At 71.5% G+C, this 21836-nt stretch carries 24 protein-coding genes; 7 read left to right on the plus strand and 17 right to left on the minus strand.

Going from position 1 to position 21836, the window contains the following annotated elements; all coding sequences use genetic code 11:
• Positions 1 to 39: 39 nt before the first annotated feature.
• The 5 genes from ACZ69Q_RS22380 to sigE all read right to left on the minus strand — a co-directional run bounded on the left by ACZ69Q_RS22380 (position 40) and on the right by sigE (position 6002).
• The gene (locus ACZ69Q_RS22380; RefSeq protein WP_471044507.1) at positions 40 to 708 is read right to left on the minus strand and encodes a hypothetical protein; all 669 of its coding nucleotides are present in this window, start codon (positions 706 to 708) and stop codon (positions 40 to 42) included.
• 227 nt (positions 709 to 935) lie between these two features.
• The gene (locus tag ACZ69Q_RS22385; protein WP_471044509.1) at positions 936 to 1370 is read right to left on the minus strand and encodes a sec-independent translocase; all 435 of its coding nucleotides are present in this window, start codon (positions 1368 to 1370) and stop codon (positions 936 to 938) included.
• Between the two features lie 185 nt (positions 1371 to 1555).
• Positions 1556 to 3550 (minus strand): S1C family serine protease, encoded by a 1995-nt coding sequence (locus ACZ69Q_RS22390; RefSeq protein ID WP_471044694.1) that lies wholly within the window; start codon positions 3548 to 3550, stop codon positions 1556 to 1558.
• A 782-nt stretch (positions 3551 to 4332) separates the two neighbouring features.
• On the minus strand, positions 4333 to 5307 hold the full coding sequence (locus tag ACZ69Q_RS22395; protein WP_471044511.1) for an anti-sigma factor family protein: 975 nt from the start codon (positions 5305 to 5307) through the stop codon (positions 4333 to 4335).
• Positions 5304 to 6002: an RNA polymerase sigma factor SigE gene (gene sigE / locus ACZ69Q_RS22400; protein ID WP_093906778.1), complete on the minus strand. Its 699-nt coding sequence runs from the start codon at positions 6000 to 6002 to the stop codon at positions 5304 to 5306. The genes ACZ69Q_RS22395 and sigE overlap by 4 nt, the downstream gene beginning before the upstream one ends.
• A gap of 235 nt (positions 6003 to 6237) precedes the next feature.
• Here sigE and ACZ69Q_RS22405 point away from each other — a divergent pair, with 235 nt between their 5' ends.
• Positions 6238 to 6936, plus strand: coding sequence for an O-methyltransferase (locus ACZ69Q_RS22405; protein ID WP_380853888.1), 699 nt, complete (start codon positions 6238 to 6240; stop codon positions 6934 to 6936).
• 96 nt (positions 6937 to 7032) lie between these two features.
• Here ACZ69Q_RS22405 and ACZ69Q_RS22410 read toward each other — a convergent pair whose 3' ends face one another.
• Complete coding sequence (locus tag ACZ69Q_RS22410; RefSeq protein ID WP_003966491.1) at positions 7033 to 7200, minus strand: DUF3117 domain-containing protein; 168 nt, start codon at positions 7198 to 7200, stop codon at positions 7033 to 7035.
• Positions 7201 to 7345: 145 nt separating this feature from the next.
• Positions 7346 to 7510 (minus strand): hypothetical protein, encoded by a 165-nt coding sequence (locus ACZ69Q_RS22415; protein WP_471044514.1) that lies wholly within the window; start codon positions 7508 to 7510, stop codon positions 7346 to 7348.
• 64 nt (positions 7511 to 7574) lie between these two features.
• On the opposite strand from ACZ69Q_RS22415, the gene chcB reads away from it, so the two are divergent.
• A complete protein-coding gene (chcB, locus tag ACZ69Q_RS22420) occupies positions 7575 to 8378 on the plus strand; it encodes a 2-cyclohexenylcarbonyl CoA isomerase (protein WP_471044516.1) in 804 nt (267 codons plus the stop codon).
• A 90-nt stretch (positions 8379 to 8468) separates the two neighbouring features.
• On the opposite strand, the gene ACZ69Q_RS22425 is transcribed toward chcB, so the two are convergent.
• Together ACZ69Q_RS22425 and ACZ69Q_RS22430 are read right to left on the minus strand one after the other, a co-directional pair.
• Positions 8469 to 9056 carry a DNA-3-methyladenine glycosylase I gene (locus ACZ69Q_RS22425; RefSeq protein ID WP_471044518.1) on the minus strand — a complete coding sequence of 196 codons (588 nt, stop codon included), beginning with the start codon at positions 9054 to 9056 and terminating at the stop codon, positions 8469 to 8471.
• The gene (locus tag ACZ69Q_RS22430) at positions 9053 to 9403 is read right to left on the minus strand and encodes a DivIVA domain-containing protein (protein WP_471044698.1); all 351 of its coding nucleotides are present in this window, start codon (positions 9401 to 9403) and stop codon (positions 9053 to 9055) included. Before ACZ69Q_RS22430 ends, ACZ69Q_RS22425 begins: the two co-directional genes overlap by 4 nt.
• A gap of 146 nt (positions 9404 to 9549) precedes the next feature.
• On the opposite strand from ACZ69Q_RS22430, the gene folP reads away from it, so the two are divergent.
• A complete protein-coding gene (gene folP / locus ACZ69Q_RS22435; RefSeq protein ID WP_471044521.1) occupies positions 9550 to 10410 on the plus strand; it encodes a dihydropteroate synthase in 861 nt (286 codons plus the stop codon).
• A gap of 80 nt (positions 10411 to 10490) precedes the next feature.
• On the opposite strand, the gene ACZ69Q_RS22440 is transcribed toward folP, so the two are convergent.
• Both ACZ69Q_RS22440 and dapE read right to left on the minus strand, forming a co-directional pair.
• Entirely contained in the window at positions 10491 to 11249 is a 759-nt protein-coding gene (locus ACZ69Q_RS22440; protein WP_471044524.1) for an LOG family protein, read from the minus strand.
• A 147-nt stretch (positions 11250 to 11396) separates the two neighbouring features.
• Entirely contained in the window at positions 11397 to 12476 is a 1080-nt protein-coding gene (dapE, locus tag ACZ69Q_RS22445) for a succinyl-diaminopimelate desuccinylase (protein ID WP_471044526.1), read from the minus strand.
• A 96-nt stretch (positions 12477 to 12572) separates the two neighbouring features.
• Between dapE and ACZ69Q_RS22450 the strand changes: the two genes are divergently transcribed.
• Complete coding sequence (locus ACZ69Q_RS22450) at positions 12573 to 13547, plus strand: VldE C-terminal domain-containing protein (protein ID WP_471044528.1); 975 nt, start codon at positions 12573 to 12575, stop codon at positions 13545 to 13547.
• A 374-nt stretch (positions 13548 to 13921) separates the two neighbouring features.
• Positions 13922 to 14419, plus strand: a complete 498-nt coding sequence (locus ACZ69Q_RS22455) for an ATP-binding protein (protein ID WP_471044531.1) — start codon at positions 13922 to 13924, stop codon at positions 14417 to 14419.
• Between the two features lie 104 nt (positions 14420 to 14523).
• On the opposite strand, the gene ACZ69Q_RS22460 is transcribed toward ACZ69Q_RS22455, so the two are convergent.
• Positions 14524 to 15618 carry a bifunctional succinyldiaminopimelate transaminase/glutamate-prephenate aminotransferase gene (locus tag ACZ69Q_RS22460; protein WP_471044534.1) on the minus strand — a complete coding sequence of 365 codons (1095 nt, stop codon included), beginning with the start codon at positions 15616 to 15618 and terminating at the stop codon, positions 14524 to 14526.
• Between the two features lie 136 nt (positions 15619 to 15754).
• The gene (gene fdxA / locus ACZ69Q_RS22465; protein WP_030961637.1) at positions 15755 to 16075 is read right to left on the minus strand and encodes a ferredoxin; all 321 of its coding nucleotides are present in this window, start codon (positions 16073 to 16075) and stop codon (positions 15755 to 15757) included.
• Positions 16076 to 16215: 140 nt separating this feature from the next.
• Between fdxA and ACZ69Q_RS22470 the strand changes: the two genes are divergently transcribed.
• Both ACZ69Q_RS22470 and ACZ69Q_RS22475 read left to right on the plus strand, forming a co-directional pair.
• Positions 16216 to 17208, plus strand: a complete 993-nt coding sequence (locus tag ACZ69Q_RS22470; protein WP_471044537.1) for a GNAT family N-acetyltransferase — start codon at positions 16216 to 16218, stop codon at positions 17206 to 17208.
• 39 nt (positions 17209 to 17247) lie between these two features.
• The gene (locus ACZ69Q_RS22475; RefSeq protein ID WP_471044539.1) at positions 17248 to 18099 is read left to right on the plus strand and encodes a transglutaminase family protein; all 852 of its coding nucleotides are present in this window, start codon (positions 17248 to 17250) and stop codon (positions 18097 to 18099) included.
• 146 nt (positions 18100 to 18245) lie between these two features.
• On the opposite strand, the gene ACZ69Q_RS22480 is transcribed toward ACZ69Q_RS22475, so the two are convergent.
• Genes ACZ69Q_RS22480 through ACZ69Q_RS22495 form a run of 4 tightly spaced genes read right to left on the minus strand, consistent with a single transcriptional unit; the run spans position 18246 to position 21704 of the window.
• Positions 18246 to 18860, minus strand: a complete 615-nt coding sequence (locus ACZ69Q_RS22480) for a response regulator (protein ID WP_471044542.1) — start codon at positions 18858 to 18860, stop codon at positions 18246 to 18248.
• Positions 18857 to 20023, minus strand: a complete 1167-nt coding sequence (locus tag ACZ69Q_RS22485; RefSeq protein ID WP_471044544.1) for a sensor histidine kinase — start codon at positions 20021 to 20023, stop codon at positions 18857 to 18859. Before ACZ69Q_RS22485 ends, ACZ69Q_RS22480 begins: the two co-directional genes overlap by 4 nt.
• Positions 20020 to 20778, minus strand: coding sequence for an ABC transporter permease (locus tag ACZ69Q_RS22490; protein ID WP_471044545.1), 759 nt, complete (start codon positions 20776 to 20778; stop codon positions 20020 to 20022). The genes ACZ69Q_RS22485 and ACZ69Q_RS22490 overlap by 4 nt, the downstream gene beginning before the upstream one ends.
• Positions 20772 to 21704 (minus strand): ABC transporter ATP-binding protein, encoded by a 933-nt coding sequence (locus tag ACZ69Q_RS22495; protein ID WP_471044548.1) that lies wholly within the window; start codon positions 21702 to 21704, stop codon positions 20772 to 20774. Before ACZ69Q_RS22495 ends, ACZ69Q_RS22490 begins: the two co-directional genes overlap by 7 nt.
• Positions 21705 to 21836 lie beyond the last annotated feature (132 nt).

Raw genomic sequence — 21836 nt, forward strand, 5'->3', positions numbered from 1 at the left:
CCAACGGCGCCCCTCATCACATCGGCTCAGCCCCGCCGGCTAGGCGTACGCGCCGATGTCCTTGATCATGGCGAAGCCGAGCCCGTACGCGCTCATCCCGCGCCCGTACGCCCCCACATGCACCCCCGCCTGAGTGGACCCGGCCAGCACCCAGCCGAACTCCGACTCGCGGTAGTGAAAGGGTGTCGGCACGCCGTCCACGGGCAGGGAGAGCGTCGACCAGTCCGGCCCGTCCAGGTCGTCGGCGAGGGCCCATGCCGTCTCCGTCTGCTGCTCCAGCCAGTCGTCCCGCAGCGTGTGGTCCATCTGCCCCGGCCACGTGAACGTCAGCAACCCGACGCCCGCGAGCCACGCCGCCGAGGACACCGACGTGGCCTCCAGCAGCCCCGTACCGTCCGCGCTGCGCCGGGACGGGTTCGCGGCGACGGTCACCACGACCGCGAACTTCTCCCGGTCCTCCGTCGCCTCGTTGCGCACGGAGGGTTCGTCCCCGTGCCCGATCGATCCGTGTTCCACGGCCCCGTCGGCCGCCGTACCGACCTGCATCAGCCAACGCGGCCCCGTGAAGGCCTCATCGAGGCCGTACCACGGGAAGGGCGCCAGCAGGTAGCCGTCGACCGTGCGCCGGGCAGAGGGGACCTGCTGTCCGCTCTCCGCGGCCGGTTCCTGCGCGACTGCGCGACTAGTCGTCTGACTCGTCGTCTCCATGTGCCCGGACGCCTCCTCGCTCTCGCCGGACCAGTCCGGCCCGCCCCCCTTCGGGCGTACTCGTCCGGTCCGCACAACAACTCGGCAGCATAGCCACACCGCTGAGAGCAGCAGGGAAACCGCCCGGCGCGTGGGGCGCATGGAGGGCGGGATCAGGCCGTGTGCGACCCGGGCGGAGTATGAGAAGCGTCACGTACGGGTGGCGACCGCTCCCGTGTTCGTACGGCTCAGGTGGCGTCCGCGTCGTAGGGCGCGCGCTCTTCGCGGGGGCTCTCGGGCTTCTTCGTCATGTCGATGGCGCCACCGGAGGAGCCGGACGACGAGGACGAGGACTCCGGTTCACGGCTGTGCACGGCGTCCGTGACCTCGGCCATTTCCTTCTTCAGGTCGAAGCCGTTGCGGATTTCCTTGAGCCCCAGTTCGTCATTGTCGAGCTGCTTGCGGATGAACGTCTTGGGGTTGAGGTCCTCGAACTCGAAGTCCTTGAACTCCGGGCCGAGTTCCTGCCGGATGTCCTCCTTGGCGCTCTCCGAGAACTCGCGGATCTTACGGATCGTCCGCGTGACGTCCTGGATCAGCTTGGGGAGCTTGTCCGGACCGAAGACGAGCACGGCGAGCACGATGAGCGTCACCAGCTCTAGCGGTCCTATGTCATTGAACACCTGAAGCTCCTTGCGATGTCCTCGGTCGGCTCCACGGTACCCGGCCATCCGCTACGACCGGTACTGTCCCGAGGCCTCCGAATGCGGGTGGGCGTGCGGTTTTCCGGGTTGTTTGCCTTGTCAGGGCCCGTGTGGGGTGGTGACAGGGGTCACGGTGAGAGGTTTCTGTGAGTCTCGGCCCACGCTCAGCCTCCGCTCGACGAGCCCAGTGTCAGGGAGATCGTGATCTCCTTTCCGCTCCGTTCCAGGGTCAGCTTCAACCGGTCGCCCGGGCGGTGGGCACGGGTTTTGACGATGAGTTCTTCACCGGAGTGGACGCGCTGCCCGTCGACCTCGGTGACGACGTCGCCCGGCCTGATGCCGGCCTTGTCGCCGGGACCGCCGTCGGTGACCGCGGAGCCGCCGTCGTTGCCCTTGGTGCCCACGCGGGCCCCGTCGCCCGCGTAGTCCATGTCGAGGGTGACGCCGATGACCGGGTGCGTCGCGTGGCCGGTGTTGATCAGCTCCTCGGCGACGCGCTTGGCCTGGTTGACCGGGATGGCGAAGCCGAGGCCGATGGAGCCGGCCTGGGCGCCCTCGAGGTCGGATCCGGTGTCGGCGGAACGGATCGCGGAGTTGATGCCGACGACCCGGCCCCGGGCGTCGAGGAGGGGGCCGCCGGAGTTGCCGGGGTTGATGGGCGCGTCGGTCTGCAACGCGTCCACGTACGACACGTCGCTCGCGTCGCCGCTCTCGCCGCCGGCGGTGATGGGGCGCTCCTTGGCGCTGATGATGCCCGAGGTGACGGTGCCCTCCAGGTCGAACGGGGCGCCGATGGCGACAACCGGGTCGCCGACCTGGACGTTGTCGGAGTTGCCGAGCGGCAGGGGCTCCAGGCCGCTGACGCCGGAGACCTTGACGACCGCGAGGTCGTAGCCGCTGTCACGGCCGACGACGGTGGCCTTCGCGGTGTCGCCGCTGTGGAAGGTCACGGATATCTCGCCGTCGTCGCCCGCCGGTTCGACGACGTGGTTGTTGGTGAGGATGTGGCCTCGGTCGTCGAGCACGAAGCCGGTGCCGGTGCCCTGCTCCTCACGCCCGCTCACATGAAGGGTCACGACGCTGGGCAGTGCGCGGGCCGCGATCCCGGCGACACTGTCCGGGGCCCGCCCCACGGGCTCGGCCCCGGCCTGCGGCAGCTCGATGCCTCCCATGCCGCCGTTGCGCTCCAGATACGCCCCCACGACACCCCCGACGCCACCGGACACCAGCGCCAGCACCAACGCCCCGACGAACAACACCTTCCGGGCCCGCTTACGCCGCTGCTCCTTACTGGCGACCGCGGCCCCGTTCTGCTGAAGCGGGGAGGCGGGGACCGCCGCGAGGGCCCAGGGGTCGTAGTTCTGCCAGGGGTTGGCGGGGGGTGGGGTGTCGGCGGGGCCGGATGCTCGGGTGGGAGCGGGGATGGCGGTGGGGGCGGGCTGGTCGAGGGTGGCCGGGATTGGGGGGTGGGGTGACGGGTGGGTGGGGATGACGGGGGGCGAGGGCGGGACCGGGGTGGCCGGAGCCGGGGGTGCGGCCTGAGCTGGAGGTGCCGCCTGAGCCGGGATGGCAGGGGGCGCGGCCGGGGGCGTGTCCTGGGCGGGGACCGAGGCGGCCGGAGCGGGAGGTACCACCTGAGCCGGGATGGCAGGGGGCGCGGCCGGGGGCGTGTCCTGGGCGGGGACCGAGGCGGCCGGAGCGGGAGGTACCACCTGAGCCGGGATGGCGGGGGTCGCGGCCGGGGGCGCGTCGTGGGCGGGGACGCCGGGTGCCGGTGCGGCCACACGGACCGCCGGGGTCGGCACCGGCGCGGGCGGCGTCGGGCCGGTCCGCGGGCAAGGCTCGGGCGGCGTCGGTACGGCCGTCCCGTCGGCGGGTGTCGTCGCCGGGTGCTGGACCGGCGGCGCGGGTGCCCAGGGGCCGGGTTCGCCGTAGGGCGGGGTGCTGTAGGGGTCGGGGTCGTGGAGTGGCTTGGGGTGTTCCGCGCCGGGGACTGCGGGAGCGGTTACCCGGTCGGCGGGCTCCTCGACCGCTGCCGGCGCGGGGGACGCGGGCACACCGGCCGGCCGCGCCAGCTCGAAGTCGCCCTCGTGGGAGGCCGTGTCGCCCCCGCCGCTCGCAGCGGGCCGAAGCTCGAAGTCACCGTCGACGGAGACCATGTCACCGCCACCTGCGGCAGCGGACCGAACCTCGAAGTCATTGTCGGCCGAAGCCCTGCCGTCCCCGCCCGTGCTCGCCGCCGGCCGCGCCAGCTCGAAGTCACCCTCGACGGAGACGGAGGCGGTGTCGCCCCCGCCACCCACACCGGACCGAAGCTCGAAGTCACCGTCCGCGGAAACCACGTCACCGCCACCTGACGCAGCAGACCGAAGCTCGAAGTCACCCTCGGCGGAGCCCATGTCGCTCCCGCCACCCACAGCGGACCGAACCTCGAAGTCACCGTCGGCGGCGCCACCTGCGGCAGCGGGCCGAAGCTCGAAGTCGCCGTCCTGCTCACCGGTGCCCTCAGGTGCCGTCACCGGCATCGTCTCGTCCGGCGCGGGTGCCGTCCCCTCCGCTCGGCCCGAGGCCCCCTGCGGTCGAGGTCGGTTCCACCACTTCGCCTTCGCGGGCTTCCCCTCGTTCATGTTCTGCTTCCTACTCGCTGCCGACCGATGCTCGAGTAGGACGCGGGCCTTGCGAAGAACCCCGTCCGAACGCGATCCCTGGTTCCTCCGCAGGCCGCCACCGGGAGATGTCCCGGCGCCCGAAATGCCTACTCGACACTGCGCTGTCGCGCTCGGCTTCCCTCGGGAAACCGGCGACTTCGTGCTACCTCCCCCACCCCGCACGCGGCGACAACGGCGACCGCGGTTCCTCGACTCCGCGCCCGGCCCGCAGGGCACGGCGCGCGGCCCACCCCGGATTCAATCAGGTTCGTGGGCCGCTGCGCAGAGGCCGGTCAGCGGTTGGTGGCCGAAGAGGCGGAGGGGGACGATGTCGCATCGGCGACGGGTGCGGCGGCGAGCAGGCCCGGGGTCGCGGTGATCCCGGTGTCCGGGGACCAAGCGGTCAGGGTGAGGGGCGGGGTCGCGCTGAGCGGGCGTATCAGCGGGGACATGGCGGCCGCGCCGGCCACCACGGGTGCCGTCAGGGTGTGCATCTCCTGGTCGGCGCCCTGGGCCGGCATCCCGGGCAGCAGCGGGGCCGGCACCTCGGTCGAGGCCGCCGGGGTGTCAAGCGTGCGCTGACCCTGCCCCTGGGCGAGCAGGGGGCCGGTTCCACGGCGGCGCTGGTTCTCGGGCGCGGTAGCCGCACCGCTGCCCTGCGTCCGGGTCGGGGTCACATTGCTGCCGCCCGAGCCGCTGCGGGCCTCCGCGTCGGTCGGTGCGCTGGTCGTGACGCCGCCCAGCGCGATGGCGGCCAGCGACACCGCGCCCGCCGCGACGAACGCGAACCGCATCCGCGAGGACGCGGAGCGATCGGTGTCATGACGGCCCACGGGGTGGGTGCGGAAGCCGCGCTCCGACGCGGGGAGCGCCGGGGCGTGCGAGGCCGCGGGGGCGTATCCGAACTCGAAGCGCTCGCCGCGTTTCACGCCGAAGGCCCCGGCGGTGCCAGACCGCCCGGACAGTCCGCCGAATCCTCCCCCGCCCAGCGGCGAGCCGCCGCCGTCCAGGTCACCTCCCCCGGGGAGGCCCTGAAGGCGGGCCAGGAAACTTTCGGAGGGAGGCGGCGGGGCCGCCTCGGCGAAGACGTTCTTCAGCCGGCGCTGCGCGTCGACCTCGGACTTGCACTTGGCGCAGGTCGCCAGGTGGGCCAGGACGCGCTCGCGCGTCTCATGACCGAGCTCTCCGTCGACGAGGGCGGAGAGTCGGTCGCCTAGGTGCTGCTCGGCCAGGAGTCGTTCGGCCGGATTGGGTCGGGAGGCACTCACGCGGTCGCGCCCCCTCCTCCCAGCGCTGCCACACGCGGCACGAAGGAGCGGCGCTCGGCGCGCGCCTCCGGCGAGCGGTGGGCGAGGGCCTTGCGGAGCTGCGAGCGGCCTCGGTGGATACGGGACCGGACCGTGCCGAGCTTGACGCCGAGGGTCGCGGCGATCTCCTCGTACGACAGTCCTTCGATGTCGCACAGGACGACCGCGGCGCGGAACTCGGGCGCGAGGGTGTCGAGGGCCTGCTGGACGTCCGCGTCGAAGTGGGCGTCGTTGAAGACCTGCTGGGGTGTGGGCTCCTTGCTGGGCAGCCGCTCGGCGGCGTCGTCGCCCAGCGCGTCGAAGCGGATGCGCTGCTTGCGGCGGACCATGTCCAGGAAGAGGTTGGTGGTGATGCGGTGCAGCCAGCCCTCGAAGGTGCCCGGCGTGTACGTCGACAGGGACCGGAAGACGCGGACGAAGACTTCCTGGGTGAGGTCCTCGGCGTCGTGCTGGTTGCCGGTGAGGCGGTACGCCAGTCGGTAGACGCGGCCGCTGTGCGTGCTGACGATCTCCTCCCAGGTGGGCGGAGTCCACGCCTGCCCGTCCGCGTCGGTGGAGAAGGTCGCGGTCTGGGCGAAGTCGCCGGCGTGACTGTGGTCAGCGGTGTCGTTCACGGATTTCGGCCTGCCCGCCGATCCGAGGAAGCGCCGCAGCACTCCTCCGCGATCCACAGGCGCAGCCGCACCTCCCCTGTCGGCTCTGGTGGTGTCCAGTGGAGCCCCTACCATAGCCACCTCGCCCGTTAGCTCCGGATAAGCGGTTTTACGAGAATTTGATCTGGGCTGACACGGCTGGTGCGCCTGCGTCAGCACTTGCTCGCGGCCTTGCTCGTCGTCGTGATCCAACTGTGTCCCCCCGCTCGTCTTCCCACCCCTCTAAACGCCTGGTCCCATCTGCGGGTTCCCGGCCGCAACGGATACAGTCACGCCCAGGCAACCACGGGGACAGGAGAGGGTCATTACCGGCAACCGGCAGACGAGCTGGGCGTTCGCCGACGCCTACGTCGCCGAGGACGACGTCCTGCGCTGGGCCCGGGACCGGGCCCGTGAGGCGGGGCTGCGCTCGGTGTCGCCCGGCACGGGCGCCGCGCTGCGGATGCTCGCCGCCACCGTGGACGCCAAGGCGGTCGCGGAGATCGGCACCGGTACCGGCGTCTCCGGGATCCACCTCCTGCACGGCATGCGCCCGGACGGCGTTCTGACCACGGTCGACCCCGAGCCGGAGCACCAGCAGTTCGCCCGCCAGGCCTTCCGCGCCTCCGGCTTCGCCAGCAACCGCGCCCGTTTCATCCCGGGCCGCGCCCTGGACGTCCTGCCCCGTCTCGCGGACGCCGGTTACGACCTCGTCTTCTGTGACGGCGACCGGCTGGAGTTCCTCGACTATCTCGCTGAATCGTTGCGCCTGCTGCGTCCGGGTGGTCTGGTCGTCTTCGAGGGCGTCTTCACCAACGGCCGCACGGTCGACTCGGGCCCTCAGCCCACCGAGGTCATACGCATCCGGGAGCTGCTGCGCGCGGTGCGTGAGAGCCAGGACCTGGTGCCCTCGCTGCTGCCGGTGGGCGACGGGCTGCTGTGCGCGGTCAAGCGCTGAGCGCCTGACTCCGCAGATCGGCCGGCTCCGCAGACGCAGCAACCCCGGCACCATGTGCGATGCCGGGGCCGCCGAAAAGGTAGGGTCGCTGCCGCGTCAGCCGACGACCTTCTTGAGGGCGTCGCCGAGCGCGTCGGCCTCGTCAGGGGTCAGCTCGACGACGAGCCGACCGCCGCCTTCGAGCGGAACGCGCATGACGATGCCCCGCCCCTCCTTGGTCACCTCGAGCGGGCCATCGCCCGTCCGCGGCTTCATGGCCGCCATGCTCGTTCCCCTTCCTGAAACCAGCTCATCGTCAAAGCCGACGGCCCCATGGAGGGCACGCGCGTCTGGCATAGACACGCGACACCGGCATCGAACACATTGCTTCCAAGCCATTATCCCGCATCTCAGGACCCGATGACCAACATCAGTCGGCATCGCTTGGGCAACGCACGCGAGCAAAACCACTCAATTCGGCGATGTGACTGCGATACTGCGCCACCGCGCGCACTTCGGCCGAACGGAACCGGACGCAAATTCTTTGACGCAGGTCACACGTCCGGTCAGACCCGTTGCCGGTGATCTCCGCCATGCTGTCCTCAGACATTCGCGTACCGACCGGTACGACCGAACCGCGACAGCGGAGGGGATACGCCATGGCCGACACCGTGCTCTACGAGGTGAGCGACGGACTCGCGACGATCACGCTGAACCGCCCCGAGGCGATGAACGCGCTGAACGTCGCGGCCAAGGTCGCCCTGCGGGAGGCGGTCCAGGCCGCGGCGGGCGACGACGCCGTACGGGCCGTACTGCTGACCGCGGCCGGGGAGCGGGCGTTCTGCGTGGGCCAGGACCTCAAGGAACACATCGGGCTGCTGATCTCCGACCGGGAGACCGGGTCGGGGCAGACCATGAGCACCGTGCGGGAGCACTACAACCCGATCGTGCGGGCTCTGGCCGGGATGCCGAAGCCGGTGGTGGCCGGGGTGAACGGGGTGGCCGCAGGCGCGGGCTTCGGCTTCGCGCTGGCCGCGGACTACCGGGTCGTGGCCGACACCGCCGCGTTCAACACCTCCTTCGCCGGGGTCGCGCTGACCGCGGACTCCGGCATCTCCTGGACGCTGCCGCGGGTGGTCGGCCCGAGCCGCGCCGCCGACCTGCTGCTCTTCCCGCGCAACATCAAGGCGCAGGAGGCGTACGAGCTCGGGATCGCGAACCGGCTGGTGCCGGTGGGTGAGCTGCGCGCGGAGGCCGAGAAGGTGGCGCGGGCGCTGGCCGAGGGGCCGACGGTGGCTTACGGAGCGATCAAGGAGGCGGTGGCCTTCGGGCTGTCGCACTCCCTGGAGGAGACCTTGGAGAAGGAGGACGAGTTGCAGACGCGGGCGGGTTCCTCGGAGGACCACGCGATCGCGGTGCAGGCCTTCGTCAACAAGGAGAAGCCGAAGTACCTGGGCCGATGAGCTCGGGGCGGTAGCGCCGTCGGGGGTGCGGGTTCGTAGTGGTTGATCGCGCCCACGCGGCGGAGCCGCATATCGATGCAGCCCCGCCCCTTACGGGGCGCTCCTGGCGACGCATGCCTGCAAGTGATCGTCGACCAGGCCGCACGCCTGCATCATCGCGTACGCCGTCGTGGGCCCCACGAACCGCAGGCCCCGCTTCTTCAACGCCTTCGACAGGGCCGTCGACTCGGGCGTGACCGCCGGGACGTCCGCCGAGGTCTGCGGGGCCGGGCGGGCGGCCGGGTCGGGGGCGTGGGACCAGATGAGGTCGTCCAGATCGCCGGGGGTCCACTCGGCCAGCGCGCGTGCGTTGGCCATGGTCGCCTCGATCTTCGCCCGGTTGCGGATGATGCCCACATCCGCGAGGAGGCGGTCCTTGTCGGCGTCCGTGAAGGTCGCGACCTTGGCGATCTCGAAGCCCGCGAAGGCGGCGCGGAAGCCCTCGCGGCGGCGCAGGATCGTGATCCAGGACAGGCCCGACTGGAAGGCCTCCAGGCTGAGGCGTTCGAAGAGGGCGTCGTCCCCGTGGACCGGGCGGCCCCACTCCTCGTCGTGGTAGGTCACGTAGTCCGGGGTGGACACGGCCCAGGGGCAGCGCAGGGCGCCGTCGGGCCCCGCGACAGCCGTACCGTCGCTCACTGCTGGTCCTCCTGGGCGGGCTTGTCCATGGAGACATGGCCGGTCGATGTCTGGGCGCCGGCCAGGGCGGACTCCAGGTCGGCGATGCGGGCGTCGCGCTCGGCGAGCTCGGCGCCGAGGCGGCTGAGGGCGTCGTCGACGTCGGCCATGCGGTAGCCGCGGGCGGAGAGCGGGAAGCGGAGGCTGTCGATGTCGGCGCGACTGACCGGGCGGTCCGGGGGCAGCGGGTCCTGGAGGATTTCGGGCGCGGCCTCAGGCAGCGGGCCGCCGCCCTCGCCGCCGCCCACCACGGCGAGCGTCACCGCGGCGACCACGACGGCCAGCGCGACGACCAGGAACAGGAACATAAGCATCGCTGTGGCCCCCACGGTCCGGTGAATGCGTGCGGTCGAGTGTGTCAGTGTCCGATCGTGCCATGCGACTCTGACAGTTAAGGTCGCAGGCGGCCGAAAGGCCAGGACGTACCAGGTCACTCGAGGAGAGGTCACAGGGGATGCTCAGGCTGGGCAGGCGTGAGTTCGACGCGCACGAGCCGGTGATCATGGCGATCGTGAACCGGACCCCGGACTCCTTCTACGACCAGGGGGCGACGTTCCGCGACGAGCCGGCCCTCGCGCGCGTGGAGCAGGCGGTGGCCGAGGGGGCCGCCATCATCGACATCGGCGGGGTCAAGGCCGGGCCGGGCGAAGAGGTGACCGCCGAGGAGGAGGCACGGCGCACGGTCGGCTTCGTGGCCGAGGTGCGGCGGCGCTTCCCGGACGTCGTGATCAGCGTGGACACCTGGCGGGCCGAGGTGGGCGCCGCGGTCTGCGAGGCCGGTGCCGATGTGCTGAACGACGCGTGGGGCGGCGTGGACCCCGGCCTCGCGGAGGTCGCCGCGCGCTACGGCGTGGGGCTGGTCTGCACGCACGCAGGCGGCGCGGAGCCCCGGACGCGGCCGCACCGGGTGACGTACGACGACATCATGGCCGACATCCTGCGGGTGACCGTGGGACTGGCCGAGCGGGCGCTGGAGCTGGGGGTGCCGCGGGAGTCGATCATGATCGACCCCGGGCACGACTTCGGGAAGAACACCCGGCACAGCCTGGAGGCGACCCGGCGGCTCGGGGAGATGGTGGAGACGGGCTGGCCGGTGCTGGTCTCCCTGTCCAACAAGGACTTCGTCGGAGAGACCCTGGACACGCCTCTGAAGGAGCGGGTGGTCGGGACGCTTGCGACGACCGCGGTGTCGGCGTGGCTGGGCGCGCAGGTGTACCGCGTCCACGAGGTTGCGGAGACCCGCCAGGTCCTGGACATGGTGGCGTCGATCGCGGGCCACCGGCCGCCCGCGGTGGCCCGGCGGGGGCTGGCGTAACGCCTTCTTCGCCCCCGCCGCCCCTACCCGTCCCCGGCCTGAACGGCCTCGTCCTCAAACGCCGGACGGGCTGAACACAGCTAGCGCCCGGCCTCCTTCGACACCAGCGCAACCGCCTCGTCCACGTCGTCCGTGACGTGGAACAGGAGCAGGTCCTTCTCCGATGCCTTGCCCTGGGCGATCAGCGTGTTCTTCAGCCAGTCGACCAGGCCGCCCCAGTAGGCGCTGCCGAACAGGACGATCGGGAAGCGGGTGACCTTCTGGGTCTGGACGAGGGTGAGGGCCTCGAAGAGTTCGTCGAGGGTGCCGAGGCCGCCGGGGAGGACCACGAAGCCCTGGGCGTACTTGACGAACATCATCTTGCGGACGAAGAAGTAGCGGAAGTTCAGGCCGATGTCGACGTACTGGTTGAGCCCTTGCTCGAAGGGGAGCTCGATGCCGAGGCCGACCGAGATGCCCTTCGCCTCCAGCGCACCCTTGTTCGCCGCCTCCATGGCACCGGGCCCGCCGCCCGTGATCACGGCCCAGCCGGCTTCGACCAGGCCGCGGCCGAGGCGGACGCCGGCGTCGTACTCGGGCGAGTCCACGGGGGTGCGCGCGGAGCCGAAGACGCTGATGGCGGGCGGGAGTTCGGCGAGGGTGCCGAAGCCTTCGATGAACTCCGACTGGATGCGCAGGACGCGCCAGGGGTCGGTGTGGACCCAGTCCGACGGGCCCCCCGCGTCCAGCAGCCGCTGGTCCGTGGTGCTCGCGGTCACCTGGTCGCGCCGCCTCAGGACCGGTCCCAGGCGCTGCTCCTCCGGTGGCTGCTTCTTGCCCTCGGGGTTGCCGGTAGCCATGTAGCGCTCCCTCCGCTTGCCAGGTCTTTCCACCTCAGCGTAGATCCACGTGGGTTACGGACGGGGGACGTGAGCATGTCCGCCATGAAGCGCCGTCCGGGCGATCCCAGGCTCACTCCCCGCGCCACGCCCCGTTTCTCGCGACCGCTACGCGGTGAGCCACGCCCTCAGCCGCTCCTCACCCGCCAGGACCTTTGCGATTTCCACCCGTTCGTCCCGCTTGTGCGCCAAGTGCGGATTGCCCGGGCCGTAGTTGACCGCGGGGATGCCGAGGGACGAGAAGCGGGAGACGTCCGTCCAGCCGTACTTGGGCCGCGCGGTGCCGCCGACCGCCTTCATGAAGGCCGCTGCCGCCGGGTGGGACAGCCCCGGCAGCGCGCCGCCGCTGTGGTCGTCCACCACGAACTCCTCGACGCCGCAGTCGGCGAAGACCTCGCGGACGTGCGCGATCGCCTCTTCCTCGGTGCGGTCGGGGGCGTAGCGGAAGTTGACGGTCACGACGCACTCGTCGGGGATGACGTTGCCCGCCACGCCGCCCGAGATGCCCACCGCGTTCAGGCCCTCCCGGTACTCCAGGCCGTCGATCACGGGGTAACGCGGCTCGTACGACGCCAGCCTCGCCAGGATCGGCGACGCCGCGTGGATCGCGTTCGAGCCCATCCAGGAGCGCGCGGAGTGGGCGCGCTCGCCCGTGGTCTTCAGCAGGACCCTGAGCGTGCCCTGGCAGCCGCCCTCGACCTCGCCGTCCGACGGCTCCAGCAGCACCGCGAAGTCGCCCTCCAGCCACTCGGGGCGGTTCTCGGCGATGTGCTTGAGGCCGTTGAGGTCGGCGGTCACCTCTTCGTTGTCGTAGAAGACGAAGGTCAGGTCGCGGTTCGGGGCGACGACCGTCTCGGCGATACGGAGCTGGACCGCGACGCCGGACTTCATGTCGCACGTGCCGCAGCCCCACAGGACGCCGTCCTCGTCCAGGCGCGAGGGGACGTTGTCCGCGATCGGCACCGTGTCGATGTGACCGGCGAGGATCACGCGCTCCGAGCGGCCCAGGTTCGTGCGCGCCACGACGTTGTTGCCGTACCGCTCGACCGTCAGGTGCGGCAGCGCGCGCAGCGCGGTCTCGATGGCGTCCGCCAGGGGCTTCTCCGTGCCGCTGACGGAGGGGAAGTCGACGAGCTGCGCGGTGAGCTTCGCGGCGTCCAGCGTGAGGTCAAGGGAGGTGTCGGCCATGGTGCCGACCCTAACGCGCCGCGCCGTCGCCTCACTTTTCCCACCGATTTTCAACTGCGCCCATACCCCTCAGTAACCTCAGCTACCTTGTACGACGTGCCAGAGCCGTCACCTTCTCCCAAACGTCGTGGCCGTCTCCTGCGTCGCGGGGCGGCCTTCATGGTCCTGCTCGCCGTCGCGGGCTACCTCGCGGTGCAGTACGTCACCGGGGGCACAGGGACACCGGGCTGCGACGTCGTGTCGGGCAAGGGCGACGCGGCCAGATACGAGTTCACGCCGGAGCAGGCGGTGAACGCCGCGACGATCGCCGCCGTCGGCACCGGACGCGGGCTGCCCGAGCGGGCCGTCACGATCGCGCTGGCCACCGCGCTGCAGGAGTCGGGGCTGCGCAACATCAGCCACGGCGACCGCGACTCACTGGGCCTGTTCCAGCAGCGGCCCTCGCAGGGCTGGGGCACGAAGGAGGAGATCCGCGACCCGATCTATTCGGCGGGCATCTTCTACGAGCACCTGGTCAAGGTCCGCGACTACACGCGGCTGCCGCTCACCGTCGCCGCCCAGCGCGTCCAGCGCAGCGGCTTCCCGGAGGCGTACGCCAAGCACGAGCCGGACGCGACGCTGCTCGCCGCCGCCCTCACGGGCCGTTCGGCGGCCACGCTGACCTGCGAGGGACGTCCGGGAGCCGCCCGGGCCGCAGGTGCGGACTCGGTACGGGACGCGCTGCTGCGGGACTTCGGGCGGGACGCGCTCCAGCCGGCCGCCGCCGAGGTGAGCGGCGAGAAGGCGGCGCCCTCGCCGACCCCGTCCGTGATCAAGAAGGACGACCGGACCGTTCTGCTGCCGGTGGCCGACGCGGGCTCCGGCGCCGGGCGCGGTGCCCGCGAGCGCGGCTGGCAGTTGGCCCACTGGGCCGTGGCCAACGCCTCGGATCTGCACATCAAGCGGGTGTCGTACGCCGGGCGGGAGTGGACCGCCGGGAACACCGACAGCCAGTGGCGCGCGATCACCGGGGCGGGTGCCGCAAAGGCCGGGAGCGGCGCGAGCTCGGTCCGGATCGTCACGTCCGCGTAGTACGCGCGGCAGTTCGACGGATCACTCCCACGGGTTGGTCGAGGTGTCGGGCGGCGACGGGGTGGGCAGGTTTTCGCGCGGCTCCTTCGGAATCCTTCAAAAGCCTTGAGAACAAAGGGCTGTAAGGATTCCGCGGGCTTTCGGACGGAACGCGCTTTGCCCGTTTTTATCCGCAGGCGATAATGCGACGCATTGCCAACTCTTTACATTGGCGCGCCGCAACCTTCGCGGGCTTCGAGCGGTAGTCACTGCGTCCGAGCCGGAGATCAACAGCCAGTCGGTCCACCGTCAGTCGCCGCAGTGAGTCGGCTCAACTGCCGGGCGTGGTCGGACACTTCATCATTCTCATCCGACAGACCCGTCGAAGGAGCATCATGTCCCTCCCCCTGACCCGCCGGATCGCCCGTGCCGCGCTGCTCGTCGCTGCGGGAGCGGCTGCCGGGGTCGGTGCGGCCGGCTCCGCCAGCGCGGCCCCCGAACTGCCCGACGCCTCCAAGGTCGGCGGCCTGACCGCCCTGGACAACACGACTGTCGTCGACGGCGCGACCCAGAACGCCGCCGGGCTCGCGGGCGGCGCCGTGGACACGGCCGTCGACAAGGCGCTGCCGACCGCCGCCAAGGCCGGCGACAAGGTGACCAAGAGCGGCGGCAAGGCCGCGAAGAAGGCGGTGCCGACCGCGGCCAAGGCCGGTGGCAAGGTGACGAAGACCGGCGGCAAGGTCGCGAAGGAGCGTGCCGCCGCGGCGCAGCAGACCGCGGGTGGCGTGGCCGGGTCGGTCGGCGCCGTCCTCGGTGACGCGGCGGGCTCGGCCACGCAGGGCGGCCTGCCGGCCACCGGCTCGCTGCCGGTGCAGGGCCTTCCGGTCGGCTGACGATTTCGCCCACCGCCCGGCTTGAGCAGGCCGACGGGGTTCAGGAGGATTCCTGGACCCCGTCGGCTTTTGCGTTGCGCAAGGGCACTCCTACGCCGCCACCGTCACGCCAGGCGCTTGACCGCCGCGCTCACGCGCTCGTCCGTCGCCGTGAACGCCACCCGCACGTACCGGGCGCCGGCCTCGCCGTAGAAGTCGCCGGGCGCCACCAGGATGCCGAGGTCGGCCAGGTGGGCGACGGTGGCCCAGCAGGACTCGTCGCGGGTGGCCCAGAGGTAGAGGCTGGCCTCGCTGTGCTCGATGCGGAAGCCGTGGGCCTCAAGGGCCTCGCGCAGGGCCGTGCGGCGGGCGGCGTAGCGCCCGCGCTGGACGCGGACGTGCTCGTCGTCGCCGAGGGCCGCGACGACCGCCGCCTGGGTCGGGGCCGAGGTCATCATGCCGCCGTGCTTGCGGATCTCCAGGAGCGGGCCGAGGACCGCCGGGTCGCCGGCCAGGAACGCCGCCCGGTAGCCCGCCAGGTTCGAGCGCTTCGACAGGGAGTGCACGGCGACGATGCCGTCGTAGGAGCCGCCGTTGACGTCCGGGTGCAGGACCGAGACCGGGTCGGCCTCCCAGCCCAGCTCCAGGTAGCACTCGTCGGAGAAGATCAGGACGCCGTGCTCACGGGCCCAGGCGACGATCCTGGTCAGTTCCTGCTTCGACAGGACCTTGCCGGTGGGGTTGGACGGCGAGTTCAGCCAGAGCAGCTTCAGGCCGCGCGGGTCCAGCTCGGTCGGGTCGTCGTACACCTCGTACTCGGCGCGGGCGAGGCGGGCGCCCACCTCGTACGTCGGGTACGCCAGCCGCGGGTAGGCCACCCGGTCGCCGGGGCCGAGGCCCAACTGGGTGGGGAGCCAGGCGACCAGTTCCTTGGAGCCGACGATCGGCAGGACGTGCCGGTGGGTGACCCCACGGGCGCCCAGGCGGCGCTCCACCCAGCCCGTGATCGCGTCACGCAGCGCGGGAGTGCCCCACACCGTCGGATAGCCCGGGGAGTCCGCCGCGTCGATCAGCGCCTTCTGGATCAGCTCGGGGACCGGGTCGACCGGCGTGCCGACGGAGAGGTCGACGATCCCGTCCGGATGCGCGGCGGCCGTCTTCTTGTACGGCTCCAGCTTGTCCCAGGGAAAGGTCGGAAGGCGATCGGAGACTGCGGACACGGGATCTGGCTCACTTTCTGGTACTGCCGGTGTCACCGGTACTGCCGGATACGGCAACGCCTCGGTCCCGTACGGTGATCAAGGCGATCAGGCCGTACGGGACCGAGGCGGCACGCTGTGCGGGTCGCCCTGAGGACTACTCGGCCTGCGGCGGCAGCGCGGCGATGAAGGGGTGATCCCGCTCGATCAGGCCCAGCTTGCTGGCGCCGCCGGGGGAGCCGAGCTCGTCGAAGAACTCGACGTTCGCCTTGTAGTAGTCCTTCCACTCCTCCGGAGTGTCGTCCTCGTAGAAGATCGCCTCGACCGGGCACACCGGCTCACAGGCTCCGCAGTCGACGCATTCGTCCGGGTGGATGTACAAGGACCGGGAGCCCTCGTAGATGCAGTCGACCGGGCACTCCTCGATGCACGCCTTGTCCTTGACGTCGACACAAGGCTGCGCGATGACGTAGGTCACGCTGTCGTTCCTCCTCGATAGGGCGCTGGCGGGCCTCCTCAGGCTCCGCCGCCTGGCGCGCGGGAGCGCGGCGTCGTCGATGCCCGCCTCTAGTATCTCCGTTCTTGGGCATGATCCGAACAGGAGGGGTGAACTGACCTGTGGAAATATCTGCGACGGGGCGACTTGAGGTCCGTATCACCGCTGCTGACGTGGGCAAACGGGTCTCTGTACGCCGCCTGAACGATCCTGCGACCGAGGGTGAGAAGTTCACCGACACGGTGGGTGTTCTCGCATCATGGGACGCCGGTGTGCTGCTGATCACACGGAAGAGTGGCGAGACCGTCCACATTCCGGAAGCGTCGCTGGTCGCGGGCAAGGTGGTGCCGGCCGCCCCGGCCCGCCGCCGTGGGCCTGCCGCCTCCTACGAGGAACTCGTGCACGTCTGCGCTCGCGCGTGGCGGCCGGTGGAGAGCGAACGGCTCGGCGAGTGGGAGCTGCGGGCCGCCTCCGGGTTCACCCGCCGCGCCAACTCGGCGCTGCCGCTCGGCGACCCCGGCCTGCCGCTGCCGGCCGCGCTCGATGCCGTACGGCGCTGGTACGGCGACCGTGGGCTCCCCGCGTACATCCAGACCGCGACCGGGGCCGAGGGCACGCAGGAGCTGTTGTGCGCGGAGCTGGAGCGCCTGGGGTGGATCCGGGAGGTCTCCGCCGAGCTGTGGATCGGGGCGCTGGCGCCGATCGCGGACCGGGACGAGGGCGCCGGAGTGGTGCTGTCCCGTGCGGCGGACGACGCTTGGCTTACGCGGTATCAGCGCAAGGGGGTGAGCGAGGTGGCGCTGAAGGTGCTGGGCAGTGGGCCGTCGGTGTGGTTCGCGACGGTTCCCGGCGAAGGCGGCGGTGCCCCTGCCGCCATCGGGCGGTGTGTCGTCGACGGGCGGTGGGCCGGTTTCGCCGCCGTGGAGGTGGATCCGGCGCAGCGGCGGCGGGGGCTGGCCACCCGGGTGATGGCCGCGCTGGCCCGGCGGGCCCTGGACGAGGGTGCGTCGGCGGCGTGGCTCCAGGTCGAGGTGGACAACGCGGGCGCGCGGGAGATGTACGCCGGGATGGGGTTCGGCGCGCATCACGCGTACCACCACTATCGATCAGCGTGAGCAGCGGTACCGATCGCCGTGAAAGGGCACGAGCCAGCTATGCCTCCCCTGTACCCCCCGACCCCCGAACGTTCCGCCGAGCTGCGGCGGCGGTTCGCCGAAGAGGCGCGGTCCGAGCGGCCTGATCTGTCCATGCTGTGTCTGCTGGTGGGAGCGGAGGCCGACGGCGCGCTGGACGAGGCGGCGATGGACTGCGCGCAGGTGGAGCTGGACAACCTCGCCGGGATGCTGCCGTACCGGCCCGGTGGGCCGCGGGCGTGGGCCGTCGCGCTGCGGGAGCTGCTCGGGGAGCGGTACGGGTTTCGCGGCTGCGCCGCGGACTATCAGCGGCTGGAGTCGTCGTTGCTGCACGAGGTGCTCCGGCGGCGGCGCGGGTTGCCGATTCTGCTGTCGGTGGTGTGGCTGGAGGTCGCCCGGCGGGCGGGGGCGCCGGTGTACGGGGTCGCTCTGCCCGGCCATTTCGTGGTGGGGTTCGGCCCGGCCGACGATCAGGTGCTCGCCGATCCCTTCGACGGCGGGCGGGTGCTGACGGGCGGCGACGCGGATCTGCTGGTGGCGGGGGCCACGGGGGCGCCGTTGCAGCCGTCGATGCTGACGCCGGCCGATCCGCTGGAGGTGGTGATGCGGATCCTGAACAACGTCCGGGCGTGGGCGGCGGCCCGGCCCGAGCGCACGGATGTCGCGCTGTGGGCGCTGGAGTTGTCGCTGTCGCTGCCGTCGCATCCTGCCCGGTTGCGGTTCGAGCGGGCGCAGTTGCTCGTCCAGCGGGGGGACTTCGTCGAGGGGGCCGTGGAGTTGGAGGAGTACGCGGAGTTGATCAGTTCGGTGGACGAGGGGGCGGCGGAGCGGGTGCGGGGGCAGGCTCGGGCTGCTCGGGCGATGTTGAACTGAGTCTCGCCGGTTCGCCATGGGGGTTTGTCCGGCGGGGCGAGTGCGGGTTCGTTGTGGCTGATCGCGCAGTTCCCCGCGCCCCTTGGGGCGTTGCCGGCGAGGGCGTTGTCCCCGCACCCCTGAGGGGCGCGGCGGCCGGCCGCGTTCTACAGCCAGCCCTTCTCTCTCGCGATTCGTACCGCCTCCGCCCTGTTGCGGACCGCCAGTTTCTGGATCGCCGTCGACAGGTAGTTGCGGACCGTGCCCTGGGACAGGTGCAGGGTCGCTGCGAGTTCGGCGTTGGTGGAGCCGTCCTCCGCCGCGCGCAGGACCTCTCGCTCGCGGTCCGTCAGGGGGTTGGCGCCCTCCGCGAGGGCCGCTGCCGCCAGGGTGGGGTCGATGACCCGTTCCCCCGCCAGCACCTTGCGTACCGCTTCGGCGAGTTGGGCCGCGGGGGCGTCCTTGACCAGGAAGGCGTCGGCGCCGGACTCCATCGCGCTGCGCAGATAGCCGGGGCGGCCGAAGGTCGTGAGGACCACCAGCTTCACGGACGGCAGCTCCTGGTGCAGGAGCGCCGCCGCCTCTATGCCCGTCGCGCCGGGCATCTCGATGTCCAGCAGCGCCACGTCCACGGCGTGCTCGCGGGCGGCCGCCAGGACCTCGTCGCCGCGGGCCACCTGGGCGACGACCTCGATGTCGTCCTCAAGGCCGAGCAGGGCGGCCAGGGCCTCGCGGACCATCGACTGGTCCTCGGCGAGGAGGACCTTGATCGTGGGGCTCATGTCGCGGATCCTACGTGGGCCGAAGCCGCCACCGGGACGCGGGCGGTGAGGCGGAAGCCGTGCCGGGTCCCGGCCGCCTCCAGGGTGCCGCCGGCCTTGGCGAGGCGTTCCGTGAGGCCCGTCAGACCGTGGCCGGGGCCGCCGCCCTGGTCGCCGGAGCCGTCGTCCTCGACGGAGAGTTCCAGGACGAGGCCGTCGAGGGTCTGGCGACGCAGGAACTCGACCGTGCAGCGCCGGGCGCCGCTGTGCCGTACGACGTTGGTGACCGCCTCGCGCAGCGCCCAGGCCAGGGCCGTCTCGCTGTCCTCGGGGACACCGGTGAGATCCGGCTCGGCGGGGAGCTCGGCCGCCACCTCGGCGGCCGTCAGGGCGACCTGGGCGCCCGCCAGTTCGGCGGCCAGGCGGGGACGGCGGTAGCCCGAGACGGCCTCGCGCACGTCGACCAGGGCCTGGCGGCTGACCTGCTCGATGTCGGCGACCTGCTGGGCCGCCTTGTCCGGGTGGGCGGGGAGCATACGGCCCGCGAGTTCGCTCTTGATGGTGATCAGGGACAGGGAGTGGCCGAGCAGGTCGTGCAGGTCGCGTGCCAGGCGCAGCCGCTCCTCGTTGGCGGCGAGTTGGGCGACCGTGGCGCGGGCCTCGCGCAGCGCGATCGTGGTGCGGACGAGTTCCCGTACGCCGGTCATGGCGAAGCCGCCCAGCAGGGCCGGGATCAGCAGCCCCGCCAGGAACTCCTTGCCGCCCGGTGTCGCGAACGCGATCACGGTCATCAGCGCGGACGCACCCGGGATCGTCCAGCGGGCCATGCGCAGCGGCAGGGCCGCGCCGGACGCGATCGAGACGTACACGAACAGCACCAGCCACTCCCGGCCCAGGGTGAGGGCCAGGACCGTGGACTGGGCCGCGAGGACGCCGAGCGAGGCGAGGACGACGCTGTTGCGTTCGCCGCGGCCCGTGCGGAAGAGCAGCAGCATGTACCAGGTGACGAACGCCGCGAGGCCGATCCAGCCGAGGATCCGCACGCCCGTGCTGTGACCGCCGTGCAGCAGGTCGTTGGCCGGTGCGCTCAGGTACACCAGCCAGATGCCGGTCCACAGGAGCTTGACGAAGCGTTGCTTGCGATTCTCCGGGCGCTGCCCGAGCCCGACGCCTGTGCCGCTCACGCCTTCAACGTGTCCTTCCGGTACAGCCAGGCCGCACCGCCCGTGAACAGGGCGAAGGAGACGACGAGGACGACGAGGTCCTTCGCGTGCGGCGCCTGGCTCTGTTCGATCGCCTGCCCGAGGGCAGCGTACGCGTGTGTGGGCACCCACTTGGCGATGTCCTGGAGCCAGCCCGGGAAGGACGTGGTCGGCATCCACAGGCCGCCGAGGATGGAGAGACCGAAGTAGGTGATCATCGTGATCGGGCGGACCGCGTCCCCGCTCGCGAGGTAGCCGAGGGCCACGCCGAGCGCGGCGAAGACGAGGCTGCCGGCCCAGATCGCGCCGGTGAGCGCGAGCCACTGCCAGGCGTCCAGGCGTACGTCCTTCACGGCCGCCGCGACGACGAAGACGACCACGATCGAGGGCAGGCTGACCACGGCGGAGCCGGCCGTCTTCGCGAGGACGTAGCCGTGCCCGGGCAGTGCCGTCAGCCGCAGTTGCCGTACCCAGCCGCCCTCCCGCTCCTTGGCGATGCGCTCGCTGTTGCCCATCAGGACGGCGGTGAGGGCGCCGAAGGAGGCCATGGACACCATCATGTAGGTCGGCAGGGTCAGGCCCGTCCCGTCGATCTTCGAGGTGCTGTCGGCACTGCCCGCGATGAGCAGGAACAGCAGCGACGGGTAGAGCACGGAGAAGAACAGGAACTTGCGGTTGCGCAGGGCGCGGGTGAGTTCGAGCTTGATCAGGCCCCGCGAAGCAAAGGAATTCAGCATGACGTACGGGCCTCCTCGGCCTCCGTGATGGCGACGAACGCCTGCTCCAGACCGAGCCCGGCGACTTCGAGGTTGCGGGGGTACAGGCCGAGGCCGTAGAGGGCGTGGACGGTGGCGTCGGCGTCGGAGGACTGGATGCGGACGGTGTGGCCCGACACGTCGAGGTGGGTGAGGAAGGGCAGCGCCCGCAGAGCGCTCTCTTCGATGTCCGTGTCGTGCAGGTCGAAGGAGACGCGCCGCGCCCCGGCCTTCGCCTTGATCTCGGCCGCCGTGCCGTCGGCCAGCAGCCGGCCCCGGTGCAGGACGAGCACGCGGTCGGCTATGGCGTCGGCCTCCTCCAGGTAGTGCGTGGCGAACAGGACGGTCCGGCCCTGGTCGGCCTGCTCACGCATGGTGGCCCAGAAGGCCTGGCGGGTGGTGACGTCCATGCCGGTCGTCGGCTCGTCCAGGACGATCAGGTCGCTGTCGCCGGCGGTCGCGAGGGCGAAGCGCACGCGCTGGGCCTGGCCGCCGGAGAGCTTGTCGACCTTGCGGTCGGCGATCTTCGAGACGCCCGCGCGGGCCAGCACGTCGGAGACCTTGTACGGCCTCGGGTGCAGATCGCAGGCGAGCCGGACCAGTTCGGCGACGGTGACCTCGTCCATCAGCCCGCCGCTCTGCAGCATGGCGCCCACCCGTCCGGCGACGATGGCCTCGCGCGGTCCGGTGCCGAAGATCCGCACCGTGCCGCTGTCGGGCTGCTTGAGGCCGAGCAGCAGGTCGAGCGTGGTCGACTTGCCGGCCCCGTTCGGGCCCAGCAGGGCCACGGTCTCCCCCGGGTGCAGCGCGAGCGTCAGCCCGTCGACGGCCCGTACGCTCCCGTAGCTCTTGCTCACCCGGTCGAATCCGACCACCTCGGTCGTCGTGTTCAACGCTGTCGTTGTCATGGCTCAAGGTTGGCCGCGGGGGCCCGGGGCCCGGCAGTGTCCGCGGTCCTGAGTGCCGGATGACAGATGTCATGTCGTAGGGCGACGCCCGGAAACGTGATGGCATGAGCACGGCGGATTGGCTAGCGTGAT

Source organism: Streptomyces sp. NPDC036764, assembly GCF_055609385.1.